The organism is Sphingomonas sp. GW821-FHT02B09 (assembly GCF_059421875.1).
This window is the reverse complement of the sequence record NZ_JBWKVV010000009.1, coordinates 23268-48868: the sequence shown is the minus strand read 5'-3', so window position 1 is coordinate 48868 and position 25601 is coordinate 23268. Positions and strand designations below refer to the sequence as shown.

The 25601-nt window shown below is 61.2% G+C and carries 23 protein-coding genes and 1 pseudogene; 11 read left to right on the top strand and 13 right to left on the bottom strand.

The window, feature by feature from the left end:
• Positions 1–80: 80 nt before the first annotated feature.
• From AC07U4_RS21905 to mdlC, 3 genes are read right to left on the bottom strand one after another with little or no spacing between them, the layout of a single operon-like run.
• On the bottom strand, positions 81–1589 hold the full coding sequence (locus AC07U4_RS21905) for an NAD-dependent succinate-semialdehyde dehydrogenase (protein WP_495197074.1): 1509 nt from the start codon (positions 1587–1589) through the stop codon (positions 81–83).
• A gap of 27 nt (positions 1590–1616) precedes the next feature.
• Complete coding sequence (locus tag AC07U4_RS21900) at positions 1617–2750, bottom strand: enolase C-terminal domain-like protein (RefSeq protein WP_495197073.1); 1134 nt, start codon at positions 2748–2750, stop codon at positions 1617–1619.
• Complete coding sequence (mdlC, locus tag AC07U4_RS21895) at positions 2750–4342, bottom strand: benzoylformate decarboxylase (protein WP_495197072.1); 1593 nt, start codon at positions 4340–4342, stop codon at positions 2750–2752. The genes AC07U4_RS21900 and mdlC overlap by 1 nt, the downstream gene beginning before the upstream one ends.
• A 276-nt stretch (positions 4343–4618) precedes the next feature.
• Between mdlC and AC07U4_RS21890 the strand changes: the two genes are divergently transcribed.
• Positions 4619–5512 carry a LysR family transcriptional regulator gene (locus tag AC07U4_RS21890; RefSeq protein ID WP_495197071.1) on the top strand — a complete coding sequence of 298 codons (894 nt, stop codon included), beginning with the start codon at positions 4619–4621 and terminating at the stop codon, positions 5510–5512.
• Between the two features lie 47 nt (positions 5513–5559).
• Here AC07U4_RS21890 and AC07U4_RS21885 read toward each other — a convergent pair whose 3' ends face one another.
• Positions 5560–6249: a TetR/AcrR family transcriptional regulator gene (locus tag AC07U4_RS21885; RefSeq protein WP_495197070.1), complete on the bottom strand. Its 690-nt coding sequence runs from the start codon at positions 6247–6249 to the stop codon at positions 5560–5562.
• 463 nt (positions 6250–6712) lie between these two features.
• On the opposite strand from AC07U4_RS21885, the gene AC07U4_RS21880 reads away from it, so the two are divergent.
• Together AC07U4_RS21880 and AC07U4_RS21875 are read left to right on the top strand one after the other, a co-directional pair.
• Positions 6713–7603 carry a LysR family transcriptional regulator gene (locus AC07U4_RS21880; protein ID WP_495197069.1) on the top strand — a complete coding sequence of 297 codons (891 nt, stop codon included), beginning with the start codon at positions 6713–6715 and terminating at the stop codon, positions 7601–7603.
• Positions 7604–7809: 206 nt separating this feature from the next.
• Positions 7810–8412 carry an alpha-ketoglutarate-dependent dioxygenase AlkB gene (locus AC07U4_RS21875; RefSeq protein ID WP_495197068.1) on the top strand — a complete coding sequence of 201 codons (603 nt, stop codon included), beginning with the start codon at positions 7810–7812 and terminating at the stop codon, positions 8410–8412.
• A gap of 44 nt (positions 8413–8456) precedes the next feature.
• Here the strand turns inward: AC07U4_RS21875 and AC07U4_RS21870 are convergent, their stop codons facing one another.
• Both AC07U4_RS21870 and AC07U4_RS21865 read right to left on the bottom strand, forming a co-directional pair.
• The gene (locus AC07U4_RS21870) at positions 8457–8945 is read right to left on the bottom strand and encodes an arsinothricin resistance N-acetyltransferase ArsN1 family B (RefSeq protein WP_495197158.1); all 489 of its coding nucleotides are present in this window, start codon (positions 8943–8945) and stop codon (positions 8457–8459) included.
• Between the two features lie 86 nt (positions 8946–9031).
• Positions 9032–10078, bottom strand: coding sequence for a site-specific integrase (locus AC07U4_RS21865; protein WP_495197067.1), 1047 nt, complete (start codon positions 10076–10078; stop codon positions 9032–9034).
• 231 nt (positions 10079–10309) lie between these two features.
• Here AC07U4_RS21865 and AC07U4_RS21860 point away from each other — a divergent pair, with 231 nt between their 5' ends.
• Positions 10310–10552 carry an AbrB/MazE/SpoVT family DNA-binding domain-containing protein gene (locus AC07U4_RS21860; protein ID WP_495197066.1) on the top strand — a complete coding sequence of 81 codons (243 nt, stop codon included), beginning with the start codon at positions 10310–10312 and terminating at the stop codon, positions 10550–10552.
• The gene (locus tag AC07U4_RS21855; protein ID WP_495197065.1) at positions 10549–10938 is read left to right on the top strand and encodes a type II toxin-antitoxin system VapC family toxin; all 390 of its coding nucleotides are present in this window, start codon (positions 10549–10551) and stop codon (positions 10936–10938) included. The genes AC07U4_RS21860 and AC07U4_RS21855 overlap by 4 nt, the downstream gene beginning before the upstream one ends.
• A 43-nt stretch (positions 10939–10981) precedes the next feature.
• On the opposite strand, the gene AC07U4_RS21850 is transcribed toward AC07U4_RS21855, so the two are convergent.
• Genes AC07U4_RS21850 through AC07U4_RS21840 form a run of 3 tightly spaced genes read right to left on the bottom strand, consistent with a single transcriptional unit; the run spans position 10982 to position 12430 of the window.
• The gene (locus AC07U4_RS21850) at positions 10982–11482 is read right to left on the bottom strand and encodes a hypothetical protein (protein WP_495197064.1); all 501 of its coding nucleotides are present in this window, start codon (positions 11480–11482) and stop codon (positions 10982–10984) included.
• A gap of 31 nt (positions 11483–11513) precedes the next feature.
• Complete coding sequence (locus tag AC07U4_RS21845) at positions 11514–12026, bottom strand: helix-turn-helix domain-containing protein (protein WP_495197063.1); 513 nt, start codon at positions 12024–12026, stop codon at positions 11514–11516.
• Positions 12023–12430: a hypothetical protein gene (locus AC07U4_RS21840; protein ID WP_495197062.1), complete on the bottom strand. Its 408-nt coding sequence runs from the start codon at positions 12428–12430 to the stop codon at positions 12023–12025. The genes AC07U4_RS21845 and AC07U4_RS21840 overlap by 4 nt, the downstream gene beginning before the upstream one ends.
• Before the next feature lie 168 nt (positions 12431–12598).
• Here AC07U4_RS21840 and mblB point away from each other — a divergent pair, with 168 nt between their 5' ends.
• The 4 genes from mblB (at position 12599) to AC07U4_RS21820 (ending at position 17385) form a co-directional block, all read left to right on the top strand.
• Complete coding sequence (mblB, locus tag AC07U4_RS21835) at positions 12599–13774, top strand: anti-phage 6A-MBL system MBL-fold protein (protein WP_495197061.1); 1176 nt, start codon at positions 12599–12601, stop codon at positions 13772–13774.
• Complete coding sequence (cap2-3, locus tag AC07U4_RS21830; RefSeq protein WP_495197060.1) at positions 13774–16044, top strand: anti-phage 6A-MBL system cap2_3 protein; 2271 nt, start codon at positions 13774–13776, stop codon at positions 16042–16044. Before mblB ends, cap2-3 begins: the two co-directional genes overlap by 1 nt.
• Entirely contained in the window at positions 16037–16720 is a 684-nt protein-coding gene (locus tag AC07U4_RS21825; RefSeq protein ID WP_495197059.1) for a hypothetical protein, read from the top strand. The genes cap2-3 and AC07U4_RS21825 overlap by 8 nt, the downstream gene beginning before the upstream one ends.
• A gap of 137 nt (positions 16721–16857) precedes the next feature.
• Complete coding sequence (locus AC07U4_RS21820) at positions 16858–17385, top strand: YjaZ family protein (protein ID WP_495197058.1); 528 nt, start codon at positions 16858–16860, stop codon at positions 17383–17385.
• 273 nt (positions 17386–17658) lie between these two features.
• Here the strand turns inward: AC07U4_RS21820 and AC07U4_RS21815 are convergent.
• Both AC07U4_RS21815 and AC07U4_RS21810 read right to left on the bottom strand, forming a co-directional pair.
• Positions 17659–17816 (bottom strand): annotated as a pseudogene (locus AC07U4_RS21815) (IS5/IS1182 family transposase); the annotation flags it as partial.
• Positions 17817–17933: 117 nt separating this feature from the next.
• Positions 17934–21257 (bottom strand): DEAD/DEAH box helicase, encoded by a 3324-nt coding sequence (locus AC07U4_RS21810; protein WP_495197057.1) that lies wholly within the window; start codon positions 21255–21257, stop codon positions 17934–17936.
• A 156-nt stretch (positions 21258–21413) separates the two neighbouring features.
• On the opposite strand from AC07U4_RS21810, the gene AC07U4_RS21805 reads away from it, so the two are divergent.
• Both AC07U4_RS21805 and AC07U4_RS21800 read left to right on the top strand, forming a co-directional pair.
• A complete protein-coding gene (locus AC07U4_RS21805; RefSeq protein WP_495197056.1) occupies positions 21414–22349 on the top strand; it encodes a recombinase family protein in 936 nt (311 codons plus the stop codon).
• Positions 22346–22720: a barstar family protein gene (locus AC07U4_RS21800; RefSeq protein WP_495197055.1), complete on the top strand. Its 375-nt coding sequence runs from the start codon at positions 22346–22348 to the stop codon at positions 22718–22720. Before AC07U4_RS21805 ends, AC07U4_RS21800 begins: the two co-directional genes overlap by 4 nt.
• On the opposite strand, the gene AC07U4_RS21795 is transcribed toward AC07U4_RS21800, so the two are convergent.
• On the bottom strand, positions 22702–24174 hold the full coding sequence (locus tag AC07U4_RS21795; RefSeq protein WP_495197054.1) for a carbohydrate porin: 1473 nt from the start codon (positions 24172–24174) through the stop codon (positions 22702–22704). The two genes, AC07U4_RS21800 and AC07U4_RS21795, sit on opposite strands and share 19 nt — an antisense overlap.
• Before the next feature lie 95 nt (positions 24175–24269).
• On the bottom strand, positions 24270–25586 hold the full coding sequence (gene dctA, locus AC07U4_RS21790; protein ID WP_495197053.1) for a C4-dicarboxylate transporter DctA: 1317 nt from the start codon (positions 25584–25586) through the stop codon (positions 24270–24272).
• Positions 25587–25601 lie beyond the last annotated feature (15 nt).

Below are 25601 nucleotides of genomic sequence, written 5' to 3'. Positions count from 1 at the left end.
GACAGCGATCCTGGCCCCACCAGGCCAAAAGGTCGGTTCCTCAACCATCAAGTCGCTTCTCCCGGAAATGTCGACGTGCCCTACCCGGCGTTGGCGCCGGAGGGCGGTGCCGCGCCAGTTGGCTTCACGTCGAGGAGCTTGCGGTTCACGAATTCACCAAAGCCGAGCATCGAAAGCTCCCGGCCGTACCCCGAACGATTGACCCCGCCGAACGGCAGCTCAGGAGCCGTCCAGGTGGGGTTGTTGACGAAGGTCATCCCGCTCTCGATACGATCCGCGATCGCCCGGCCCCGATCGAGATCGCTGGTGAAGACCGAGCCGCCAAGACCGAACGGCGTACCGTTGGCGACAACGATCGCCTCTTCCTCGTTCTCGACGACGTAGACCGACAAGGCGGGGCCGAAGAGTTCCTCCGCGAAGAGCGGATTGTCCTTTCCAATGTCGGTAATCACTGTCGGCTCGAGATAGAAGCCCGGCCGATCGATGCGTTTGCCGCCGGTCACCACCCGCGCGCCGCCCTTTACCGCCTGGTCGATCTGATCGACGAGCGTCTTGACCGCACCTTCCGACGATACTGGGCCGAGCTCGGTCGCCGGGTCCATCGGATCGCCGACCTTGAGCGCCGCCATGCGCTTCGAGATCGCATCGAGGAATTGCGCCCCTCGCTCCTTGCCGACGATGATGGCGCGCTTCGAGGCCACGCAGCTTTGCCCGGTGTTGTTCATCCGTCCCCAGATGATGTTGTCGACCGTCGCATCGAAAGGCGCATCTTCAAGGACGATAAGCGCGTCGCTGCCGCCGAGTTCCAGCACCGCCTTCTTGAGGTTCTTGCCCGCGTTGGCCGCCACCGCCCCGCCGGCGCGCTCGCTGCCGGTCAGGGTCACACCCTTGACGATGTCGCTCTCGATCATCGTGGCGACCTGGTCGGTCGAGGCGTAGACGTTGGTCCAGACCCCGGCCGGAGCGCCCGCTTCCTTCAGCACGTCCGCGAATGCCTGGGCGCATTGGGGTGTCGAGCTGGCATGCTTGCAGATGACGGTGTTGCCGACCATCAGCTGAGGTCCGGCGACACGCGCGAGCTGATAAAAGGGGAAGTTCCAGGGCTCTACTGCGACGAGCACGCCGATGGGGAACGGGCGCCACGTCGCGTCGTCGACCTCTTCGATCCTTGTGGGCGCGAGGAAGCGTTCCGCGCGTTCGGCGTAATAGTCGAGGATATTCGCGGAGAGCTCGACCTCTCCCTTGGCCTGCTCGATCAGCTTGCCCATCTCCAGCACCGCGAGCGCGGCAAGTCGATCCCGATCCCGGCGCATAATTGCTGCTGCGCCAGCCACGACCTTGATCCGGACGTTCACCGACGTGTGACGCCAATCGCCGAAGGCCTTCTGCGCCTGCTCCAACGTTCCTTGGACATTACCGTCGGCCATTGTCGCGAACTGTTTGACCGTCTCGCCGGTGGCCGGGCTGATTGTGGCATATGCCATGGACTTCTCCTTGCTATACTTTCGTTCTGTCATGCCATCGGCAAACCGAGCGGCCGACGCTTGGCATTGCTCTGACCAGCCTTGTTCGCGATGTGCGTCGCGCACACACTCGGTCGTGCCCAAAGGGCGTTGTCAGACCGCCAGAGCGTATTTCTCGACTGCCGCCTCATCCCAAGCCCAACCTACGCCAGGCCGATCGGGCGTGCTGCAGACGCCGCCCTTGGGCATGAGCGGGTCTTTGAGGACGGGCGCCGCCCAGTCGACCCATTCGAGCCAATGCGCCGTCGGTGAGACGCGGAGCAGATGAACCGCGATCTCAGGATAAAGATGGTTCGATAGCTGGACGCCCGCGGCGGCCGCCGCGCCCATGGTGCGCAGCCACCCGGTGACGCCGCCGATCCGCATCAGGTCGGCCATGCCCAGAGCCGTGGCGCCGGCGGATGCGAAGCGGAGCAGGTCGCGCTCGCCATACCAGTTCTCGCCCATCTGGATCGGCGTCCGGACGGTACGCGCGATCGCGCGATAGCCCTCCAGATCGTCGTAGCGGATAGGCTCCTCGAACCAGTAGATCCCCTGCCCGTCGAGGTCGCGAAGCCGTCGCAGCGCGTCGCCGGACCCGAGCGCCTGGTTGAAGTCCACCATCACTTCGGGATCGGGGCCGATCGCGTCGCGTACCGCCCGGATCGCGGCCAGATCGTCGCGCGAATGCTCGTTGCCGAGGCGCAGCTTGAGCGTGTCGAAGCCGCCTTCCGCGAGCAACTCCCTGGCCTCCGGCCCGAGCTTCGACACTTCCTCACGCCAGAGACCGTTGCTGTTGTAGGCGCGAAAGTCGCCCGGCGTGCCGCCGAGCAGCGTTACCAGCGGCAGGCCCGCCTGCTTGGCGAGCGCATCCCAAAGCGCCATGTCGATGGCGGCGATGGCGATGGTCGACATGCCGGTGAGGCCGACGACGTTCAGCGCCTTCAGATTGCTGTCGAAGGCGGCGGCGGGCGCGACCGGTTCACCTTGCCGGAGCTCGCCGAGATCCCTGATGCTCTGTACCAGCGCCGGGACCGAGCGTTCGCGGTAGGGCGAGACGTAGCTCGATCCGACCACCCCGCCACTGGTCTCGATATCCACCAGGACCAATGGCCAGTGATCGAACGCGCCGATCGCAGCGATCACCGGGCGCCGCAAGGGCACCGACACCGCTCGCACCCGAACGCTGCGCACGGTGATGGACGAGCCGGCCTCTGGTGAGCCGGCGTGAGGGACTGAACTGGTCATCACAGCAGCGGCGGCACGGTGGGGTCGACGATGACTTCGAGCAGGAACGGACCCGTTCTCGCCAGACCGTCCCTGAGCGCCTGCTCGACTTCGCTCGGCTCGCGCACAAGGGCAGCCTCGACACCGTAGCCTTTGGCAAGCGCAACGAAATCGAGACCGGGAAGATCGAGACCCGGCACCCCCGGCGTGTGCAACATCTCCTCGAACGACTTGAGGATGTTGTACGCGTAATTGCGCAGGATGATGAAGAAGATGTCCGGGTTCTGCTGCGCCGCCGTGTACAGCGATTGGATGACGTAGTTCGAGGCGCCGTCGCCAAGGATGCAGATCGTCTTCCGACCCGTCTTTTCGATCTGATGAGAGATCGCGACGCCGACGCCGGCCGGCAGGCCGTAGCCGAGGACACCGCTGGACATCGAGAAAAAGCTCTTGGACCGCTTGGTCGGAATGCGCTGGCGAAGCAGCTTCAGGGTGGACAAGGACTCCTGAGCGATCACGCTGTCGTCGGGCCGGACCTTTTCGATGAGGTGATAAAGGGCCTCGGGCGTGATGACGTCGCCATATTCCGGCTCGGGGAGCGGTGGCTTCGGGGGGGCGGCAGGACGGGCCCGGTCGTCCAGTGCCTCCAGCAACACGGCCGCCGCGCGGGCCGGATCGGCGAGAAACGCGTCACCTACCCAAGCCGCGGCGTTGTCGGAGGGATTGTCGCCGATCTGGAACAACCGCGCCCCCTCGGGCAGGATATTGCCGGCGACATAGGGATAATAGCGGAAGACCGGACCGCCCAGGACAACGATGACGTCCGCGCCTTCCAACGCCTCGCCGGCCTGCTTGATCGCGCTCGGCAGCACGCCCTGGTACAGCGGGTGGGTTTCCGGAAAGCCGGGAAAGCCATCGCTCGGCGATCCCCACACCTTCGCGCCCAGCTTCTCGGCCAGTCGAACGCCGTCGTCCCAGCCACCCAGCTGGTCGACCGCCGAGCTGATGACGAGCACTGGCGACTTGGCTTCGTTGAGCGCCTTGGACACGGGCGCCAGCATCTCGGGATCGGCGCCGATCCGCCCCTGGATCTTGCGAACCGGATTGCTGCCACCATACTCCTTCTCGACGTCATCCATCGGGATCGACAGAAAGACCGGTCCGGCCGGCGCCTGCACCGCCATGGCGTAGGCGCGCATCAGCGCGCCGGGGACATCGTCGGGCCTGACATTCTCGTAGGCCCACTTGACGAAGGGCCGAGCGATGTCGTGGACGTCCGGGTTGACCAGATACGGCTCGTGGAGCAGCATCTCGCGCGTCTGCTGACCCGCAACGATGATCAGGGGGGTGCGGTTGTACCATGCGGTTTCCAACCCGCTGAGCGCGTTGCCCATGCCCGCGGCCGTGTGCAGGTTCACGAGCACCGGTTGCCCTGTCGCCTGTGAGAATCCATCCGCCATGGAGGTCGCGGACCCTTCCTGAAGAGCGAGCACGTAGCGGAAGTCGTCGGGAAACGACTGGAGCAGCGTCTCTTCGGTGGATCCGGGATTGCCGAACCACGTCGTCAGCCCGAGCTGACGCGCCATGTCGAAGAAGGCTTCGCGAACGAGCATATATCCCACCTGCTGCAATCTTGGTGAAGTTATGACTGATGTTCAGAAGGGCTGGGGTCGAGGCCCAAGACTGAAAACCCGATGCCGGATATTGCATGGAACTTTTGTGAGGCTCTTGCGTGCGACCTACTATATCACTGATTTCCGGGCATAATATCACCGCCAGAATTGGGCCCTTATGTCCGTACCCGCTCAGCAACTCGGCATGGGCAACCTTGCGCTACGTGTGATCCAATAGGTAGTTCTGGGTTCCGGCATTTCGAATTAAGGTCCACAATGAACCATGCAGACTTCGATGCCGTTTTCGACTGGAATGACGTCAAGTTGTTCCTTCAGATTGCGCGCACAGGAACGGCAACTGCAGCCGCATCTGCGCTAGGCTTGAGCCAAGCCACCGCCAGCAGACGGCTGAAGACACTTGAGGCCGCGATAGGCTGGCCACTTTTCCTGCGTGACGGCGCGCGTTATCAACTCACTGACGAGGGCGAGGTCATGTTCGCTCATGCGGAGCGGATGGAGGAGGAAGCCCTCGCGCTCGGGCGCCGACTGATTGGCGTCGATCACGACCTCGAAGGCGTCGTGAAGGTGACGAGCTCGGACTGGTTTTCCCAGCATGTCCTCGCTCGCCCGATCGCCCAATTCGTCCTTGCGAACCCATCGGTAACGGTAGAGGTCGTTGCTCACCCGAGACACCTCGATCTACGTCGGCGTGAGGCGGACATGGCACTTCGGTTCGCCCCTTTCAGCGACGCAAGCGTGATCCAGCGGCGGTTCGCAGAGGTGCGATACGGGCTATATGCGTCCGAGAGCTATCTCGCCCGACATGGCAGTCCAGACCTGAGCGACGACGGCGAAGGTCACCAACTGATAACACTCGACAGCGCGCTCGATGCCGCTTCGGATGTTGCGTGGCTATCGAAACGGTGGCCGAAGTCGCACCTCGCCTTTCGGAGCAACAACCGCGACTCCCAGGGCGAGGCTTGCCGGCAAGGTGTGGGCCTCGCGGTTCTTCCCCGCGTCATCGGCGATGCACTACCCCTTCAGCTGCTCGAAGGCTCCACCCCGCCGGGCCGCGTAGTTTATCTCGGCTACCACAGCGACCTGAAACAGTTGCGTCGCCTACGTGCCTTGATCGATCATCTGACCTCGAGCGTTCCGCGCGAGATCTGATGGGCTTGCGTTTAGTGGCCAATTTCTCCGCCGGACAGGAAGAGCGCTCAATGGGGCGGATGGAAATCGTCGTTGGACGGATGCTCCGCCAATTCCCGAAAGCCTGCGGCCATGAACCGTGCCATCCGGCGCTTAACCGGTTCAAAGTCATCGGATTGGCAGACACCTCCCGACAAGCGGTCGAGGCGTCCCGTACGCGCCAAGGTCAGAAACAGAGCGCCCGCAGCAAAGTGAAAGCCCCAGAAAACATCGCTCTCCGCAACGTCGGGCATCGCGCGCCGGAGAAGCTTGATCAGGCGAAGAACCACTGGGTTGAACAAGTCCATCAGCTCGTTGCCGAATGTCGTGTTCGACACCAAGCCGCCGAAGTTACGCCAGCCGTCGCCGCCCGACATGGAAAGATCAAGACATGTGTCGAGGAAAGCGTGCAGGGCACCCTCAATCGTCGGTTCCCCGGCACATCCCGCTTCATATTCGTCCAGCGCCGCCGTGAGTCGTACGGTCGCGACCGTCGACCGGCGTTTGAACACTTGGTCAAACAAGGCACGTTTGTTTTCAAAATAATAGTGTACTAGCGATGTATTCACCCCGACATGCTTGGCAACCTCCTTCAGGGTTACGCCATGAAATCCATGCTGCGAGAAAAGGTACTCGGCTGCATCAAGCAGCAGCTCTATACTCTCCTCGCGCTGCTCCTGCTTTGACCGTAGTCGGCGCACTGGCGGCGGTGACGTCATGGCAATTGGCAGTCCATACGCGACAACATAAGCGATCCTCTCAAACCTCGCACGTTGATCCCACTTCTTGGTTCGATATCACACGGCGATATCGGCCAGCGCCTCTGGATAGCGGTCAACGAGGCACACCACCAAAGGAGGTTGTTGACCCTCTCGACAATGTTGATTGTCGAGACAGTGATATGTATATCATTACATCGCCTGCGCTCCGAAGGGTGGTCCGTGCGGCAAAGAGATCAGTGCCGATGGAAAATGTGGTTATCAGCTCCGACGCGGATCATTGCGCGCCTCTGCCCTCGCCCTGGCATAGGTTGTTCCGGCTGCCTCTGCGGGATCTCCTTGCAAAAACGAAAGGTATGCGTCGGGCGTCTTGCGGCCATAACCGATCTACAAGGGTAGGCGGTCTCCAGAGCCCTATCGAAACCAGCCACGGAAGATCGGCTTGTCGGGCGGGCAAACCGTAATGCTCTCCAGGTTCCATGCCCGCTTTGATTGGAACGACGTCAAGTTGTTCCTTCAGATTGCACGAATGGGCACTTCGACCGCGGCAGCAACGGCGCTCGGGCTCAGCCAGCCCACCGCGAGCCGAAGGCTGAAGGCGCTGGAAATGGCTATAGGGGATCCCCTCTTCCAGCGCGACGGCAATACCTACATCTTGACGAAAGAGGGCGAGTTGATGCTCGCCCACGCTGAACGCATGGAAGAGGAGGCCCTTGCGCTCGGTAGGCGCCTCGTAACTGGAGGCATCGCGGGCGAAAGCTTGGTGAAGATTACCGGGAACGACTGGTTCTGCCATCGGGTTTTGGCCAATGTAATTGCAGGATTCGTCATCGCCAATCCGTCGATCGCGGTCGAAATGGTTGCTGATCCACGGTTCATGGACCTGCGGCGCCGCGAAGCCGATCTGGCGATACAGTTCACGCCATTCGCCGATGCCAGCGTCATCCAGAGACGAATTGCCGAGATCCGATACGGTCTCTATGCGTCGCCGGAATATCTGGCAGAGTACGGCCATCCAGATGAATCCGATGCAGGAGACGGTCATCGCCTGATCCTACTCGACAGCGCGCTGGACGAAAAGGCTGACGTCTCCTGGCTCCGGCAGTGCTGGCCGAAAGCGCGATTAGCCTTCCGTAGCAACAATCGTGAATCGCAGGCGCGAGCGTGTCGGCAGAGCGTCGGCTTGGCTGTTCTACCACGCTTGATCGGGGACGAACTGCCGCTGCAGCTGCTCGATCAGGAAAGCCCGCCCGGGCGTACAGTCTATCTAGGTTATCATAGCGATCTGCGGGGGCAGCGGCGGCTTCGTTTACTGATCGACCATCTCACGTCCAGCATACCGCGCTTGATCTAACACGCTCAACCGCTGCCAATGTCATCGAGCGGGAAAGATTAGCCAACCCCTGAGCAATCCGCAGATGCCAATCTTGTTCGAGCCATTTGTTGTACCAATATAAGATCCATGCATTACGAAAGTTCCAGTGCGCGCTTGCTCGGCTTGGATCGGCAACCCAGACCGGCCATACTTTCTTCCGGATCGAACAAAACCCGAGATTGTCGATGACCGACCTCTTTGATCATCCGATAATTCCTGGGTTGTCGACTTATGACGACATCGTTTCACCCGACGAAGAGCGCTTCCTGATCGCTGCGATTGATGCCACAGAACCGTCACCATTCCGCTTCCGCGGCTGGACGGGAAAGCGGCTGACCACTTCGTTCGGATGGATATATGACTTTGATACGGGCCGAGTGAACCGTGCGGCTCCGTTCCCTGAGTGGTTGACTCCGTTCCGCGATCGCGCCGCCAAATTGGTAGGCTTGTCTGGTGACGAGCTGATCCAGGCCCTGTTAACCCGGTACGATCCAGGCGCCGGCATCGGATGGCACCGTGATCGCCCGGCATTCGAGCACGTCGTCGGAATATCGCTGGGTGCGCCTGCGACGATGCGGTTCCGGCGACGCAATGGTCTTCGCTTCCGTCGTGCAACGATGCCTCTCCCCGCCCGTGGCGGTTACCGGATGAGCGGTGAGGCACGCACCGATTGGGAGCACAGCATCCTAGAGGTGGAACAGCCCCGCTGGTCAGTGACCTTCCGGACAATGCGTTCCCTTACCCCGAAACCCCTCACGAAGCTCCCATCCCATCCTGATGAAGGCTAAGAGCGTCGGGTGTGTGGTTTGCGATTCCAGAAATCCGGCAAGGGCTATAGTAGGCGTTGCCACCACCCGACATCGTGCCAAGCATCGAACTTGCGTCCGACCTCTCGATAGATGCCGACGCAGGTAAAGCCGGCGCGCTCGTGTAGCGCCACACTGGCTTCATTAGGCATCGCGATGCCAGCAAAGGCCGCGTGAAACCCTCTTTCGCGCGCTTCGATCAACAGACGGTTGAGGAGAGCATGTCCTATACCTCTCCGTTGGTAAGCAGCCTCGAGATAGATCGCGATATCGACGCTTGTTCGATACGCCGCCCGGGCACGGTGTTGGCTAGCGTAGGCGTAGCCGATGACCTCCCCATCTGCCACCGCGACCAAGTATGGATGTGTGGGCTGGATTGCGGTCATTCTCGCGATAATCTCTCCTGCGTGGGGCGGGACCTCTTCGAAAGAAACTGCGGTTTTGACCACATATGGAGCGTAGATCCCGCAGATCGCGTCAGCATCTTCTAGACAGGCCGTTCTTATCGCTACCATCGACGTTGTCCCCTTGCCGGCGTAGGTACGGGATGTCCCTTCCCGTTGCTCCGACCATGAACCCGTAACACCGACGTCCCGCAGCATCAGGCGAATCTTTCCGCGGCATGATCTCGGAACGCCTCCTGATCGCGGACATATTCGCTGAGCATCTCGAGCGACTTGTGCCGGCTATGCTCTTTCATCTTGAACAGATTGGCGCCCTGCCGCCCCGCCTCGGTGAGAAAGCCGGCGCGCAGACTATGGCCGGCGAAGAGCGCGGGATCATAGCCGGCCGCGGCCGCGCGCGCCTTGACGACCAGCGCAACGGTCTGCGGACTGAGCGGATGGGCGGTCACCCGACCATGCGGGGTCAGCCGTCGGAACAGCGGCCCGCTGCTGATCACGGCCGCCTCAAGCCAGGCGCGGTAATGGCGCACTGGCTCCATCCGGCGACCATCGAGGATGGCGACCGATTGCCCCCTGCCCTCCTGGTCGCCCTTTGAAACCGGGATGCGGATGATCAGTCCGCGCGGATCCTCGGCGATATCCGCGATGTCGATCGCCACCAGCTCCGACCGCCGGAACGCCCCCATCATGCCGATGCTGAGGAGCGCGCGGTCCCGGTAATCCTGCAGGCGGGTGCCGGTGATGGTGCGGACCATGTCGCGCAGCACATCGCCATCGGCGGGCCGCTTCTTGGCGGGGCGCTCAGTCCGCTTGGTGTTGCGGATGCCGCGCATGACCTTGTCGAGCGCCGCGGCGCCGGCCTGCGTGGTGGGTGGCTCCGCTTGCGCGGTCCGGTGCGCGAACACGATCGCCGCCAGCCGTCGCCCGATCGATGCTTTTGAGAGCGACTGTCCGTTAGAATGACTGCTGCCGGTGGTGGCGAGCTCGGTGAGGAAGGCAGCGGTGACGCGGGGGGTGGCGGGCAGCGCCTGATAGCCGCGCGCGTCGCACCACGCACAGAATTGTCGCCAGTCGGAGCGATAGGCGCGTAGTGTCGCGCTAGCGGACGCGCGGGCGATGAAGTCGTCGACGCGCGACTGGTCGTCGGCGCTGAGGTCGGGGACCCATGGCTGGACGGCGGACGCAGCGATCGCGGTCAGGTCGCGCCCGATCGACGCATCAATGGCGTCGCCATCCGCGATCACGTCGCCAGCGCCACGTCAATGGTCGTTTTCTCGATTTCGACCATTTTTGCCTCCGCTTCGGCCGTTTCGCTCGCCCGTTGATAGCGGCTCAACTTATTAGCGGGAATCACGTTTATCGCTAGTAACTATTTTGGCTACTGGACCGGACGGCGGCATATGCTTGTCCCTCGCCTCCCTTCGAATATTTTGGCATACGTGGTGCTCAATGCCACCTTACGCGGATGCTGTCATATGCCTCTTCAGGTCAACATTACCCCCAATGGACGTATGAGCCTCCCAGTGGGCATTCGTAAGCGTTTGGGACTCGAAGATGGCGGTGCGGTTCTGGTGGAAGAAACGCCCGATGGGGTTATCCTGCGCACGGTTGAGCAGGCGGTGGCCAAGGCGCAGGCGATTGCCAAGTGTTATGCCCAGCAGCCCGGCGCGTCAGTCGGAGACTTTCTTGGTGCACGGCGCGAGGACAGCGGCGAATGACGCACGTGGTCCTCGATGCCTCGGCGGTCCTCGCACTGCTAAAAGGCGAGCGTGGCGCCAGCAAGGTCGCCGGCGTGATCGCGGATGCGTCGGTCTGCGCGATCAACCACGCCGAGGTCGTCAGCCACTTCGTCGAGCTCGGCGCGCCGCTTGACGAGGTGCGCGCCATGCTGGGGGCCCTCCCCTATATAATAGTCCCCGCCGATGATGCGCTGGCCTGGGAGGCGGGTGGCCTGCGATCGGTAACCGCGTCCGCCGGGCTGTCGTTAGGCGATCGCTTTTGCCTCGCGCTGGCGAGGCGGCTCGGTGTCTCAGCCTATACCGCCGACACAACATGGAAAGACATCGCCAGCGATGTCGGTGCCAAGGTCGTGGTGATCCGATGACCGATAGGGATGCAGCGTGTATCGCCGCATCCCCACACCTCCTTTACTTGGCGGGCAGACGACGACGCTTGGGCGTGCCCACAGCCTGCGATCCTTGCTCGAGGACCGCCGCTGAATCGATCGATCGAGGCGCGAAGCTCAGCACTGGTAATGGCTGCATCATAAGCCCGGCTTGCCCGGTCAGCATCGCGACCAGGCTGCGGAAATAGGGATATGTCGCGACCTTGCCGACCCGCTCGATGAAAAGCTCGCATGCACCTTCGTCACAAGCGCCTTGAATACGATAACTGGCAAGATAGGTCGCACCGATCGACAGAACGCGCTTGCGACCGTAGCGGCAAACGACCTTGAAGTTGAAAACGCCATAAAGCGAGCCGTTCTCATGTTCGAGGAAACTGTCGAGCACGCCCGCGACGACATTGTTGCGCCATGCGTCAGGATCGAGATCCAGCGCCTCGGGCTTCATATCAAATTCGCTCGTAGTCATACGAATGCTGCGCAGGTGCGCGCGTGCAACCAGGCTATTGTAGACGCTGGGGTCCATGCTTGCGGCATCTTGGGGCAAGGTCTGGATCCTAACCCGCAACCGCAAGCCGGCGGGGGCGCCGGGTATCGGCCTCTTCAGCCCGCGCCCAACGATCCACCAATCGGCCGCGATCTGGCGACGCCATGGCAGTGTCATCATGCGTTACGATGATGTTTGAACCAATTTGAATATCGTTGATGAGCCCCGAAACCGTCCAGTGCTGTTCACTGTCCGCAGCGTCACCTCGCGCAAGGGCGACCATATTTTCTAGCTGACATTGTGTCGTGAGGACAGGATTCTGACCCAAATGGTAGAACATTTTCGCGATGGTTCGAATAGTCAGATTTTTGGCTTGCTCGCCAAACATCTGACTGACTCTCGCCTCTGAAACTTTCAATCGCTTCGACAGGTCACGAGCACGAAGTCCTCTTTCGTTCATCACGCGCTGTATTTCCGACTGAACCGCAACAATGAATTCCGCTTCTGCGAGTTCGACGGCAAGCGTGTCGACATCGCACGTTACCGCGCTGCCTGCCATTATGGCCGCTCCTATTTCGGTCATCGTTCACGCTCCTTCTGTACAACTATTTCGAGGTGCAGCATCGCTTGCAGCGCCGCGACCGGCTGGAGAACCGGATCCGCCGCGCGGGCAATACGCACCTCTGTTACGAAAAATGTCTGACGTGCCTCGTCGGTGCCACGGCGACCGACCACCTGAACGTCGGTTGCGACAAACTCCTCCAGGCGACCATGCGGGTCACCCGCTACGCGTCGAAAGGCCTGTTCAGGGAGATGATCACAGCCATTACAGAAGCGGCGGAACAGCCCCATTAGCCGCGCGAACACCGTCACAGGTATGGCATGGTGCAACCGCGCCCAGTCACTGGCACGCATCGCGATGCAGCGCCGCGGCCCATCGACCCGCACCTCGGCATGCTCGGCTGGTGATCGCTCGGCTGAGCCCATCTGCACCTCATCACTTAAGGTACGTGTTAAGCCGATGCGCGTCCACTGTCATTCTTGTCACGATTGGACGTCTTGAATCTCGATGGCATGCTTAACATATAGCTAAAGCTGGCGCGGCCATTCGGGGACGTGTTCGTGTCAGGGTTCAGGTAGGAAGGACACGACACTATGACGGCTGCCATCACGTTTTACCCGGTCTGCAATGGCGACATGACGCTGCTGCGGTTCGACAACGATCAGACGCTGCTGATCGACATCCATATCCGCAAGGGTGCCGACGACCCGGATGACGACACACCCGACGTTATGGGCCTGCTGCGCGAGCAGCTGAAGCGCGACGAAAAGGGTCGGCTCTTCGTCGATGGCTTTCTCAACACCCATCCCGATAAGGACCATATCTGTGGTCTGTCGAAGCACTTCCACCTCGGGCCGCCCGATGACTGGGTCAAAACCGACGACAAGATCCTGATCCGCGAGATGTGGTCGTCGCCCATCGTGTTTCGGCGGGCATCGATGACGCACACGCTGTGTGACGATGCCAAGGCCTGGGCGAAAGAAGCCCGGCGCCGGGTAGCGCTGTATCGTACCACCAACGCTATCGGGATCGAGGGCAATCGTATCCAGATTTTGGGCGAGGACATCAAGGGTAAGACCGATGACATCTTGGGGATCGTCGTAAAGACCGACGATGTCGTGTCCAGTCTCAACCGCGTCACCGCTGGCGCCTTCGAAGCCCGTCTCCTGGCTCCGATGCCGCAAGGCGACGATGAAGAACTGGTGGAACTGCTGGCGAAAAACCGGTCGTCGGTCATTCTGCGCTTTTCGATCCGCGGGGCCGGGTATGCCGACAAGTGCCGCTTCCTGACCGGCGGAGACGCGGAAGTGGCGATCTGGGAGCGTCTGTGGGAAAAGCACGGGGCAGCGCATGCCGACTGGCTGAGCTACGATATCCTGCAGGCACCGCACCACTGTTCCTGGCATAGCCTGAGCTATGACAGCTACTCGACCTGGGGAGAGGAAGCCGAGGTATGTGAGAGCGCCCGCACCGCGTTGGCGCAAATCCGCAAAGGCGCCGTCATCGTCGCCAGCTGCGAACATATCGATCCCGAGGATGCCGATCCGCCGAGCGATCGCGCCAAGCGCGAGTACATCTCGATCGTTGAGGGCAAGGATGATCGCTTCCGGTGCGTCACCGACGTCTGGGAGGATGAACAGCAGCCGCTGCGCTACGAGATCGGTGCCAGCGGCATAGTCAAGGCCGTCAAGAATGCCGGCAAGGCGGCAGCAACGGCGTTGGGGATCGGCGCGACGGCGGCACAGGCACGGCCGCACGGCCGCGCCTGATGGCCTCCCCGAAATCGGCATCGCCGGGCGATGACATCCTCCGGGTGGCGACACGCCACCCGGAATTCGCCGGTGGTGACGTCATCGGCGATGATGAGGTTCGCATCGACCTGAGGGTTGAAATGCCTCTTCACTTCCAGGCGGATGGCATCAGCGACACCGGCGTCCGGATCGTTGAGCCCGTTACGCTGCGCATCCCGTCCGACTATCCCTGGCGCTCTCCACAAGTGCGACTTCGCGCCGACTTTCCGCGCAACTTCCCTCATCTTCACCCGGGCGGCGCTGACGCACCGCCCAGGCCATGCCTTGTCGATGGCGATCAGGATGAATTTTTTCTGCAGTTCGGCTTGGTCGAGTATGGCGTGTTCCATCTCCTCGAACAGGTCGCCGTCTGGCTGCGCAAGGCTGCGATCAATCATCTGATCGACCCTGTACAAGGCTGGGAACCGGCCATGCGGCGTGGCTTGCGTGATACAATCGCCTTCGACGCAGAGACCATGCGTACCACCCGCCTGAAGGCCGGCGGCTATATCGCCTGGCGTGGCCGCTTCGGTCGAACGGGGGCCGATGATGCAACGCTGCTTGATGAGGCTTCGGTCTGGATCAATAGCGATGGCGTCAAAATGCCGCTCAGTACGACGGACAAGTCGCTGTTCAGCGCTTCGCCAATGTCAAAAGGGGGCACGCTGGGCAAAACCGCCATCGGGATTGTCTGGACCGACAAGCCTCCCTCTGGTGGCACCTACGTTAGCGACCGCTACACCCCCGATGACGTCACGACAATCGATGAGCTTCGTGCGCGGGCTGATACGCTCGGCTGCCGTCGCGGTCTCGATCTTTTCCTCAGCAATCTGGAACGGTCGTGGCAGGGCTGGCACCTCAATCAGCCCATACCGATTGGCATTGTGTTGTGCGTCGAACGACCCGTTCATCTGATCGGATCAAATTCCCCGATCGAATTACTGCCCTACGTCATGGAGATACGTCCCTATGATCAGAGGACGACCCTACTCGTCCGCGGAGGCGATGAGCCGGTCAGACCTGCTCTTCATTATCAGACCTTGAACGCGCCATTGCTGCGGACGCTGGCAGGGGTACCCGAACGGCCCGCGCTGGCGCTGCTTGGCTGTGGCAGCGTCGGCTCGAAACTCGCGCTGCACGCCGCGCGCTCCGGGCAGCCGATCATCGCAATAAGCGACGAGGGGTGGCTACGGCCGCACAATATGGCGCGACACGCCCTCTCCCCCACTGCGGTGGGCCAGCCCAAGACCGCCGCGCTTGCTGATGAGCTGGCCGGGTTCAGCCTGTCGCCAACACTCTACCAGGATGACGTTGCGTCAGCTCTGCGTGACGAGGCGAACCGGATAAAAGTTATTCCCGCAGGTACGGGCATCGTCGTCAACGCCACCGCGTCGCTTGCGGTGCGTGAAGCGTTATCCACCGCAATCCATCCGCATGATCGTACCCGCTATATCGAGGCGGCGCTCTTTGGTCGCGGCCGCATGGCTTACCTGCTGGTTGGTGGAGCCTCACACAACCCCAATCACAACGATCTGATGGCTGAGATGTACGCCACGCTGGCCGATGGTGAGGCAGTAGCGCTGCTTGCCGATCCTGAAACCGGTCTCGCTGAAATCCAGATAGGCCAGGGTTGCGGATCGCTGACCATGACTATCGACGACGCGCAGCTCTCGATGATGACAGCCGGGCTTGCCAAAGAGATCGACCACGCGACTGACCATCCGAACGCCGACGGCCTGATCGTCACTGGCGTCTGTGACATCGATACCCCCGCAACGCGCTGGACGCGCCAAACCGTACCGCCCTTCGAAACCGTCGCGATCGAGGGTAGCGATGGCTGGGAGCTGCGGATCAGCCAGCGCATTGCAGCAAAGATCCGGTCAGCGGCCGCGGCCTCGCCGCATGCGGAGACCGGGGGGCTGCTCGTCGGCCTGAGCAGTGCCCGGATGAAGACGGTCACCGTGGTCGATCTGCTCGATGCACCAGCTGACAGCACGTTTTCTGCCAGCCTGTTTGTTCTCGGCAAGACCGGTCTTCAGGATGCGATCGAGCATCGCCATCAGGCCAGCGGACGGACGCTCTTCGATGTTGGCACTTGGCACAGCCATCTTGCCGACGAAGGCCCATCAGCGCTTGACTGGCGGACGGCGACCGAGCTGGCGGCGGGGCGCACCCCACCATCGGTGTTGCTGATCGTGACGCCACTTCGCTTTCACGCCCTGATCGCGAAGGATACGATCGGTGGCTGAGACGAAATCCCTCAAAGAGCAAAATGCTTGGCTCATTCGTGCCGCCATCATCGCCCATGCCACAGCCTTTCTGGTAGTGGCGGTGGAACCGGCCAAGCTCATCAAAGCCCGCTCGGTAGAGTTGGTCGCAAAGCTCGAGGCAATGGCCGTGCCGGGATCGGCATCGCTTGGCCTGATTGTCATTGCCTCGTTGATTTTGCTGGGCTTGATTCCACCCAACTGGCGCGATCGGGTGATCCATTTGCGATGGCGCCATCCCCTGCCCGGATCACGGGCCTTTACCGTCGTCGGCCCCACGTCGTCGCACGTGGACATGACCGCGTTGGAAAACAAGCTGGGCCCCCTGCCCACCGATCCTACGACGCAGAATCAACTATTCTACCGGATCTACAAACCGCTTAGGGATGACATCAGTGTCTGCGATCCGCATCGTCGATACCTCGCTGCGCGAGATATCGGCACGATCACAGCGCTCCTGGTCTTGCCACTGCCGGTCATGGCGTTTGTCATCAACGGCAACGTAGGGCGATCCGCGCTGTACGGCGCCTGTCTCTTGGTGGCCTATATCTTGTGCGCAGTTTCGGCCAAAAACTATGGTTGGCGGATGGTGCAACACGTGCTCGCCATCACTGCGGCGGGTGGTTCCAGCTCGCCAGCTGCAGCACCGCAACCATGACAAACGGCGGAATGGCGTTGTTTCGAGGTGTTGCCGCCGGTCATGTTACGCTTCAGCAGACATGACTTAGACTCCTGTGCGGCTTATGGCACCATAGGGAGGTATGTGTGCCCCGAAGAAGGACCAAGCCACGGCCAATGAATGAAATTGAAGTCGACGGCGTTCTTAGGGACTTACGGCATCTTGAGAGCTTCGTCGTCACGCTAGCGGGCAAGGGGCACAATGCGGGTGAATTGCGTGTGCAAATTACCCTTGGGCTTCACACAATATCCCAAGGTTGCGCTCGCGGTATGCACAATCTGGAAGATGAAAACGGTAAGCCCCGGCTATTTTGTGAAGACCGGTACGCTTTTTCGTTGGGCTTACCAGAGTTGTCTCGGCGGATGATCGAGCAGAATTACTTCTGCTGGGAGTCGATCGACCGTAATCGCGCGATGAACTATGCTGTCATCGACGTCGCGCCCGGTCGCATTCGCGAACTCACCGATGGCGAGCATCAGGTCGTGTTTTTCTATATTTATCCCTGCAAGGAAGACCGAGCAGAAGTCAATCTGATGATCACGAGCTGTCATGCGCGTGAAGTCGTCTTCAGCCGCATCAAGCGGCGCTACAACATGCATACGGTCTTGCGGACCTGTCTATTTCAGCAGAAGCGGGTCCCATAACGGGAAAGGGCTCCCGCTTTAGTCGAGAGCCCTTTATAGTGCGGGTGTGCCTTACCGTGGTGTACCGGCCATTGAGGCGCACATGCTGCGGCGACCGTGTTACCGGAAGCCCCGCTGTCCGTAGCTGATGGTTCAATGCCATGCAGTGGTAAAAAGTTCAATAAAAAGTTGAACCAGTTCCTCCCGGGCCCTCCACGAGGCGACGTTCCTGGAACTAGGTCTAAGCTCGCCCCAGCGCTTCCTCCGGTTGTACAGTGTCTTTCAGGGGCTTCAAGCGCTCGGCGCATCTCGCCAGCGCAGCGCGTTGGAGTGCACGAAAAATAATGCCGCTCAGCACCCGTCGGTCATCAACCCGAGGCGTGCCATGGCTTTTGGGAAGAATGGCGGCAGCCACTTGTCTGATCGTCCGTCACCGAGAGAAAGTTGCTCATCCCGGTCTCCTCGCAGAGGCTGAATCAGATCGTGACACTCACATCAATGGGTCCTGCCCCGAAGGGGACGGCCACTCTCTCGGCACGCAGGTTGGCTTATTAACATGGCTTGATAGTTCAGGCATGACCATTCCCGAACCATTCGCCAGCATCAATGATTGGCAAATTTCTGGCAGCATGTCCGAAAAATCCAGCGCTCTTCCACAACTCGCGATTTCCAACAACATAGAGGCTACGCTTGGCGCGAGTTGCTGCGACATTGAGCATGTTGGGCGTCTGCCCTGCCCAAACGCGAGACCCGTCCTTTGCGCCTCGCCCGGCACCCAGAAGCAGTATTACGCCTTCCGCCTCCTTGCCTTGAAAGGTGTGGATTGTACCGACATGGCTGTTCGCCCAGTCGCCGCCATCCGGTATCTTGTTCAATGCGCCCGCCCTTCCCAGGAGCAATCGCTGCAAGTTACGCACGGGATCGCGGAATGGACTGATGATATAGAGGTCGGGAAGTCGGCTCTCTTCCTCCATCAGCCGGCGGATCGCACGATCGATCACCCATCCTTCGTCCTCGACCCACTTGCCCTTTGACGAACCGTCGACGTCGACCCACCCTGATCCGCCTAAGGCATCCCTGATAGCGGACGTGCCCACCGCCGTGGCATGGATCATCCGATTCCCATAGGCGATGCGGTTGGCAATCGCGAACATTGGATCGTCGCAACGTCGGTGGACGAGCAGCGGGAACCCGGTGATGCGTGGCCGTTCCGGGTTGCCATCCACCGCCGGAAAGCGACCCTGTATCCGGCTCGCCCGGTCAGCGAGCGTCTGCGCAGATTGGTCAGGCGCGCTCCACTCATCAGGATTTACACCCTCGTTGGCGTAAAGCTGGGCGGTGGTTTTTTGGCCCAGCGGCACGACGGGTGGAATCTGGAGAGGATCGCCGATGACGATCGCACGACGAGCCCGCCAGATCGCCCCAAGCGCATGCTGCGGGCAGGCCTGCCCCGCTTCGTCCAACAGTAGCCAGCCAAGTGAGCCACCATGAAAGGCCGGGAACATTCGCGGCAGCGATGCAAAGGTGGTCGAGACAACCGGAACCAATAGAAAGAACAGCCCCCATTGTTCTGCCGTCGGCGGATTGTTGCGGTCGCCATCGATGATTCCGTTCAACGCCGGCTTGATGATCCGAACCCCCGCCGCAACGAAGGCGCTGTGCAGACGTACCGCCGCCACGAAAAGCGCATCCCGAGCCGACCGGAATGCGCCCGCGTTCCATGGCGCCGCGACTTGCAACTCCTCCTCCGATAAGGTCCAAAAGCCGGCATCTGGAATGCAGCCTTTTAGGTCAGTCGACACCCCGTCCAGCTTTGCGGTTGTGGCCGATATGTCGGCATCGAGCCTGGCAAGCGCCTGACGTGCGGAGCAGAGCCGATCCTCGATCGTCTTGCCGATTGCCTCTGTTGCATCGCGACTGCATTCTGCCTCTTTAACCGTGCGGCGCAACAGGTCGCCTTGCGCAAGCCGATCACCTACCATCTGCTGGTAATGCTGCCATGCTTGCGTACCGAACAGCCGTGCGACGAAGCCAGGCTTCGCTTCGGTGAGAGTTGCAAGCGCGGCCTGCTCATTTGCCACCATCGCTCGCACGTTCCGATACCGCTCTTCCGCAATCGCTAAAGCGCGTTCCGCATCAAGTCGCTCGGCTTCCAGGACTGCGGCCTCCTCAATCAGTCCAGGGCGCCTGCTCTCCAGCGTCCGTCGACGATCCTGCGAGCGCGCAATATCGACCAATTGACCGTGCAGACGCTGGCATGTCTCAAGCGCGTCATGAAATTCAGCGCGCGCTTTTTGCCATCGCGCCCTAGCTTCGTGCGGCGTTGGCGGTGGGTCGAGCGTGCATAGCCGGCTTGGCTCTTTCCCTTTGAATTTGCGCTGGTGCGGAGACCAGACGCGGTCGAGCCATTCGTTTAGCCCCCAGTCCTTGTCGTACCAGAACCGCTTGAAAAAGGCCTGACGGTTCTTTGCACTGCCTAGCCGGGCAGCCATCAATCCCCAAGCCTGATCAGCTTCCTCCGCGTCGGGGGTCAGTCCTAGCACGTGATTGGCTGTATGTGCGAAATAGGAGAGATTTTCGCCCTTCCACACCGATGCATCGAGCGCCTTCTTGCGTACCGGCAGTTCAAGGCTGACGTTCTCGACTGCGGCATTGTTGTTGCTGGCGACGACGATCGCATAGTCCATCAGATCGATGTCACCGACACCCTTGGACGGATCGTCGATCGCCGCCAATCGCTGCGCGCGGCTAACGAGCGCATGGGCGACAATGTCGCGCAGCAGGGTCGTCTTGCCCGTCCCGGGCGGACCATTGACGGCAAAAAGGCCATCTACGGCGAGATCCCGTACGGTCGTGTTGACTGCGGCCTGCTGCAGCAGCGACAGAGGATGCAGCCCTGGCCCTGGCCAACGTGCCAAGGGAAAGAGGGACGGATCGAGCAGTTCAGATAGGCGCTGACGATCATTCAACGCGTCCCAGCGATGCTCTGGGCAATCAATACCGAGATAGGCCCTGGCGGGCGAAGCGAGATCCGGCAAGCCCCGCTCGACCCTAGCGATGTCGGCCAGGTAGAAGGTCGAGAGAAAATCACCCGCAGGTGGATCGTACGCCACCACGCGAACGGCACAGGGTACGACTTGCCAAAGATCATCGCCCAGCCCAAGTTTGCGCTGCAAGCCGCGCGAAGCGTCCCTTAGCTCTGACCATAGTAAGGGACGAAGCTGGCCTTTACCGTCGGTTGGCGAGAGCCACGCGGAAACCTCATCGATCAGCGGGTCTTCCACGTCCGACCACGCGGAGAGATCGGCTGTCTGGCCGTTCGTGATTAGTGTGCCCAGTCCCCAGGCAAAGCTGGCGATGGTCAAGCTGTCAGGAACGACGGTGCCGAACTCGTCGAGGATCAGCGTCGCAGCAAGAACCTGACCCTTTTCCTTGCGTTTGACCTTATCCTCGTCAGCCGGATCGTCAAATACAGTATCCAACCGCCGCATCGCATCGGCTGCGGGCATCGCGCCAAGCACCACCTTGTACCAAGACCGCCGTACACGCCGCGTCGCAGCGATTGCTTCGGCTGGCGCAGGCTCAGGCGACTGCGCCCCGTTGACGCCGTCTTCACACTCCCCCGGCTCTTGTCGCCCAGTGGATCTTGGAAGCTCTTCCGGAAGCGACACGGCGATGGCGGGGGGCCATGGCGTCACATCATCATCATACGGCGCTTCCCAATACGGCCTGCCGTTCTCCAATCCACCGGGCCGGTGCGCCAGTTCCCCACGAAAGGTCTGGGCGAAGGCGTTCCAACCTCCCACTTCGACTTTGGCGGGGGTGAGGACCTCAACGGCGCGCCAAGCGCGCAGCACTTGTCGGATCGGGTCGGTAGCGATTTCAAAAGCCATAGGCTCATCTTGCCTCGGCAGAGCCGAAGCGTCGACCATCATCGCTCCAGACCATCAGTGTCTGCGCTACAGAGGCAGAATCGTTCGATCGGTTTCCTCCCGCGTTACTTTCCCGGTCCACGATGCGGTGCCAAAGCGGCTTCGAGCCGTGCACGAATGGCCAACGGCACCTGCGACCTGATCGCTCCGGCAACCGTATCCGCTTCCTGGAGGTACCGTGCGGCGTGCCTGCTGCCGATCGGAGCTGCCTCCGGCAAAACTCCCTACCCTCCCCAGCTTAAGGTGCAGACGATACAACTGGTGCACTTTGAGCATACCTCCGGAAGACCGGGCTTCTACCGGTCTCTTTTCCGTCCGTTCCCGTTCCAAAAAGGACTGGACATAGGCGGACTGGTCATAAAGGACTGGCGCATGTTCGTCCGAGCTTACCTACGCGCCTCTACCGTTGAACAGGACGCCACAGGCGCCCGTGCAGCGCTGGAGGCTTTCGCCGCGACACACGGATTTCGCATCGCCGCCCGCTATGTCGAACATGAGAGTGGCACCCGCCTTGCCCGACCTGAGTTGTTCAGGCTTCTGGATGATTGCAGTCCGGGCGACGTGTTGCTCGTCGAGCAGGTCGATCGGCTATCTCGTCTAAGCTCCGCTGACTGGGCTAAGCTGCGATCAGAAATTGAGGCCCGCCAGGTTCGGGTCGTGTCACTCGATTTACCGACCTCCTGGAATCTGATCGCCACCCCCGACGACTTCACTTCACGGATGTTTGCGGCAGTGAACGCGATGATGCTCGATGTGCTCGCAGCGGTCGCTCGCAAGGATTATGACGATCGTCGACGTCGGCAGGCCGAGGGCGTTGACCGAGCGCGAACCGCGCCGGCCACCGGGCGACGACCGGCATCCGCTGGGTCGCCGGCCCGTCTTCGACCAGAATCAGAGCGTGCGGGCCACAAAGTTACGGGTCGAGATTGGGACGGGGACGCTCACGACGCGGATGACCGCCACACTCTATGGAGAGCGCGGGCAGCGCGTCACGTTCGAGCAGCCTCCACTGCGAGCCGTCGAGGGCGTGCCTGCGAACTGACGATCAGATGAAGACACTGACGATCAGGGGGCGCTACATCCGCGACATCCCCTCGTTCTACACCGAGATCAACCGCGTCTTCATGGCGGACGAGGCCTGGAAGCTGGGTGAGAGCCTCGACGCCGTCAACGACCTTCTAATCGGAGGCCATGGTGCGATCTCGGGACCGGAGCCTGTCGAGCTTGTCTGGGAGGACATCGAAACGAGCAGGATTGCGCTCGGCATCGAGACGACCCGTGCGCACCTTTTAGCGAAGCTGCAGCAGCTCGAACTGTACAGTGTGGACGTCATCCAGCAGCAGCTGGATCACAAGTGGCCCTTCCAATCACCCCTTCTACTGTCGTGGCGGTATGACTCCAGTCATCACCCTCCGAATACCTGAGCAAAACGTACATCCAAACGCAGCCCTAAAACAATTGCGGACGGAATGTTGGTTTTCCGGGTCGGTGCGAATATCGGATCGGGATTGATGACGTATTGAATATTGGGCAATATTCTCACCCCGGGCATGGCCGCAAATCCATAATTAATCTCGCCGATGATCTCGTTCGATTTCGGCGATCCTGTCCCACCAGCCTTCGCACGCAGATCGCAGAGATAATTTATCTGCTGATTGCTGAAATGCGTGTTGCTGACCAGGAAGCCTATCGTGTCCGCGTCGCGGTGTTTGAACGTGCCGGTTTTGACGAAACCGGCAGAGGCAAACCAGTCGAGCTGGGCGACGTTGCCGACATTGAAGAACACCCGCCCGAACAGCGCGAGGTTGCGCGTACTCTTGCTGGCGGCGCGCTGAATCGTCTGGTCTGCCATCGCGTAGAGACCGACGCGGTTGCCTTCCTGTGCGACCCGCGAGAGTCCGGACACCACGGCCGAGGCGCCGTTGCGATCGTAATACGGGCTCTGGCCGCCGTCGGTGTTGATATAGACGCCCGCCTTGTAACGGCGCGGCAGCCGTTCGTCCGCGAACGTCGTCTGATAGCCCACTTCGTTGGCGATAAGCACGCCCGTGCCTTTACCCAGCGAGAAGTCCAGGCCGCCCTTGCCCTTCAGGTTGAGGTTATTGTCGTATTCGAACACGCCGGTCTGGACATACCAACGCTCATCGATCGCGTACCGCGCCTTCGCGGTCCACGACGAGTTGGGAAACGCAGTGATACCGATGTCGCTGATGCCGCCATACGCCGTCAGGCAGCTAGTGTTGCTCATGAACACGCAGTTGAACGGCGAATTGTTGAAGTAGCTGTTTACCGCGGCACGGCCGACGAGGATGTTGAGCTTGCCGAAATCATGCTCGATGTTGAACTGCGTCAGGCGTGGTCCGGCTACCGGCCGCCAGGTTTGCTGAAAGCTGATCGAGTTGCCGATCGAATCTCGACCTAGGCTGTCTCCGCTAAACCATGCACCTTGAATGTGTATTTTGGTATCGGACAGTCCGATCAGCTTTTCCAGATCGATGTCCGCCGCGGTCGATACCCAGTGCGATTCCGCACTGCCCTGACGGATACCGCCGATCGGGTTGGCAGCGAAATTACCGACGAAATCGAACACCTGGTCGACCCCTGCGGCCTTGAGCCCGCGCAGTTCCTTGCCGATCGGATTGTCGCGTTGGAAACGCGCGATGCCGGAAGGTGCTGGTTGGTCCGCGATACCCTGCTTGGTATTGGGGTAGAAGACTGGCGGATGTCGCTTGTCGGCAAGGCCTCGCGCTACGCCATCGTCCGTGTCCGTCGTCGGCACGGCCGTATCGGTAGGAGCAGTGACCGCCCGAGACGGTTGAGCCTGAGACGGCTCGGATTGAGCCGCGGCGGTCAGCGCGATGGCGATGGCGATGGACATGACGGTCTCCTGCCCAGCCGCGCACGAGCGCAGCGGGCTAATGTCGTGGGACGGTAAGTGTCGCGGCGATCACACTCGGCGATCGCCGCGCAGCTTCAGGCGGCTACCGGATACTTTGCTCGCAGCCGCGCATTCCCGATCATCGCCGCGAGCGTGCGTTCGTCGAGCTTGCCTTCCCACTTGGCGATCACGACGGTGGCGAGGGCGTTGCCGATCAGGTTCACGAACGTCAGGCCCTCGGCGAGGATACGGTGGATCCCGAGAATGAGCGCGATGCTGGCGACCGGGATCGTGCCCGTCGTGTTGAGCGTCGCTGCGAGGACCACGAACGCCGCACCGGCAACACCCGCCGCGCCCTTGGACGTCAGCAACAGAACAGCGATCAACCCGAGTTCGTGCCAAAGTGTGAGGTGCGTGTTCGTCGCCTGCGCTAGGAACACCGCGACGGTCGTCAGGTACAGGCAGGTGCCATCGAGGTTAAACGAATAGCCCGCCGGGATGACGAAGCCGACGACGCTCTCCTCGCAACCGACCTTGCGCATCTTCTGGATGAGACGCGGCAGGACCGTCTCGGTCGAAGTGGTGGCGGCGACGATCACGATCTCGTCCCACAGATAGCCGAGCAGCCGCCACAGGCTGACCCCGCACCAATGCGCAATCCCGCCCAGCACGATCGCGGTAAACAGGCCGCAGACGACGAAGAACTCGATGATCAGTTCGCCCAGCGACCACAGCGAAGCCGTGCCGAACTGGCCGACCGTGAAGGCAATCGCACCGAACGCACCGAGCGGCGCAAAGTACATGATGTAGCCGATGATCCGGAAGAACCCTTGCGAGGCGCTGTCGATCAACGTGTAGACCGGCTTGCCGCGCTCGCCGATCGCCGCGATCGCAATGCCGAACAGGACCGAGACGAACAGAACCTGGAGGACATGACCTTCGGTCAGCGCGCTGGCGAAGGTGTCGGGGATGATCCCCATGAAATAGCCGGTGATCGACTGGTCGTGCGCGGTCGCTACATAGGTTTTGATCGAGGCCGTATCGATCGTCGTGACATCGATGTTCATGCCCGCGCCCGGTTGCCAGAGATCGACCATGACCAGCCCGAAGATCAGCGCGAGGATCGTGACCGCCTCGAAATACAGGATCGATTTCAGCGCGACCCGGCCGACGCTCTTCATGTCGTTCATGCCGGCGATGCCGTGGACGACGGTGACGAAGATCACCGGCCCGATCATCATGCGAATGAGCTTGATGAAGGCGTCGCCAAACGGCTTCATCGCCACGCCGGTCGCAGGCGCGAAATGGCCGAGCAGGATGCCGAGCACCGTCCCCGCCAGCACCTGGAACCAGAGCTGGCCGAAAATGCCGAACCGGCTCGCCTGCTTGGTAGTCTCTCCTAGGTCCGTCATCGATCTTTCTTTCGT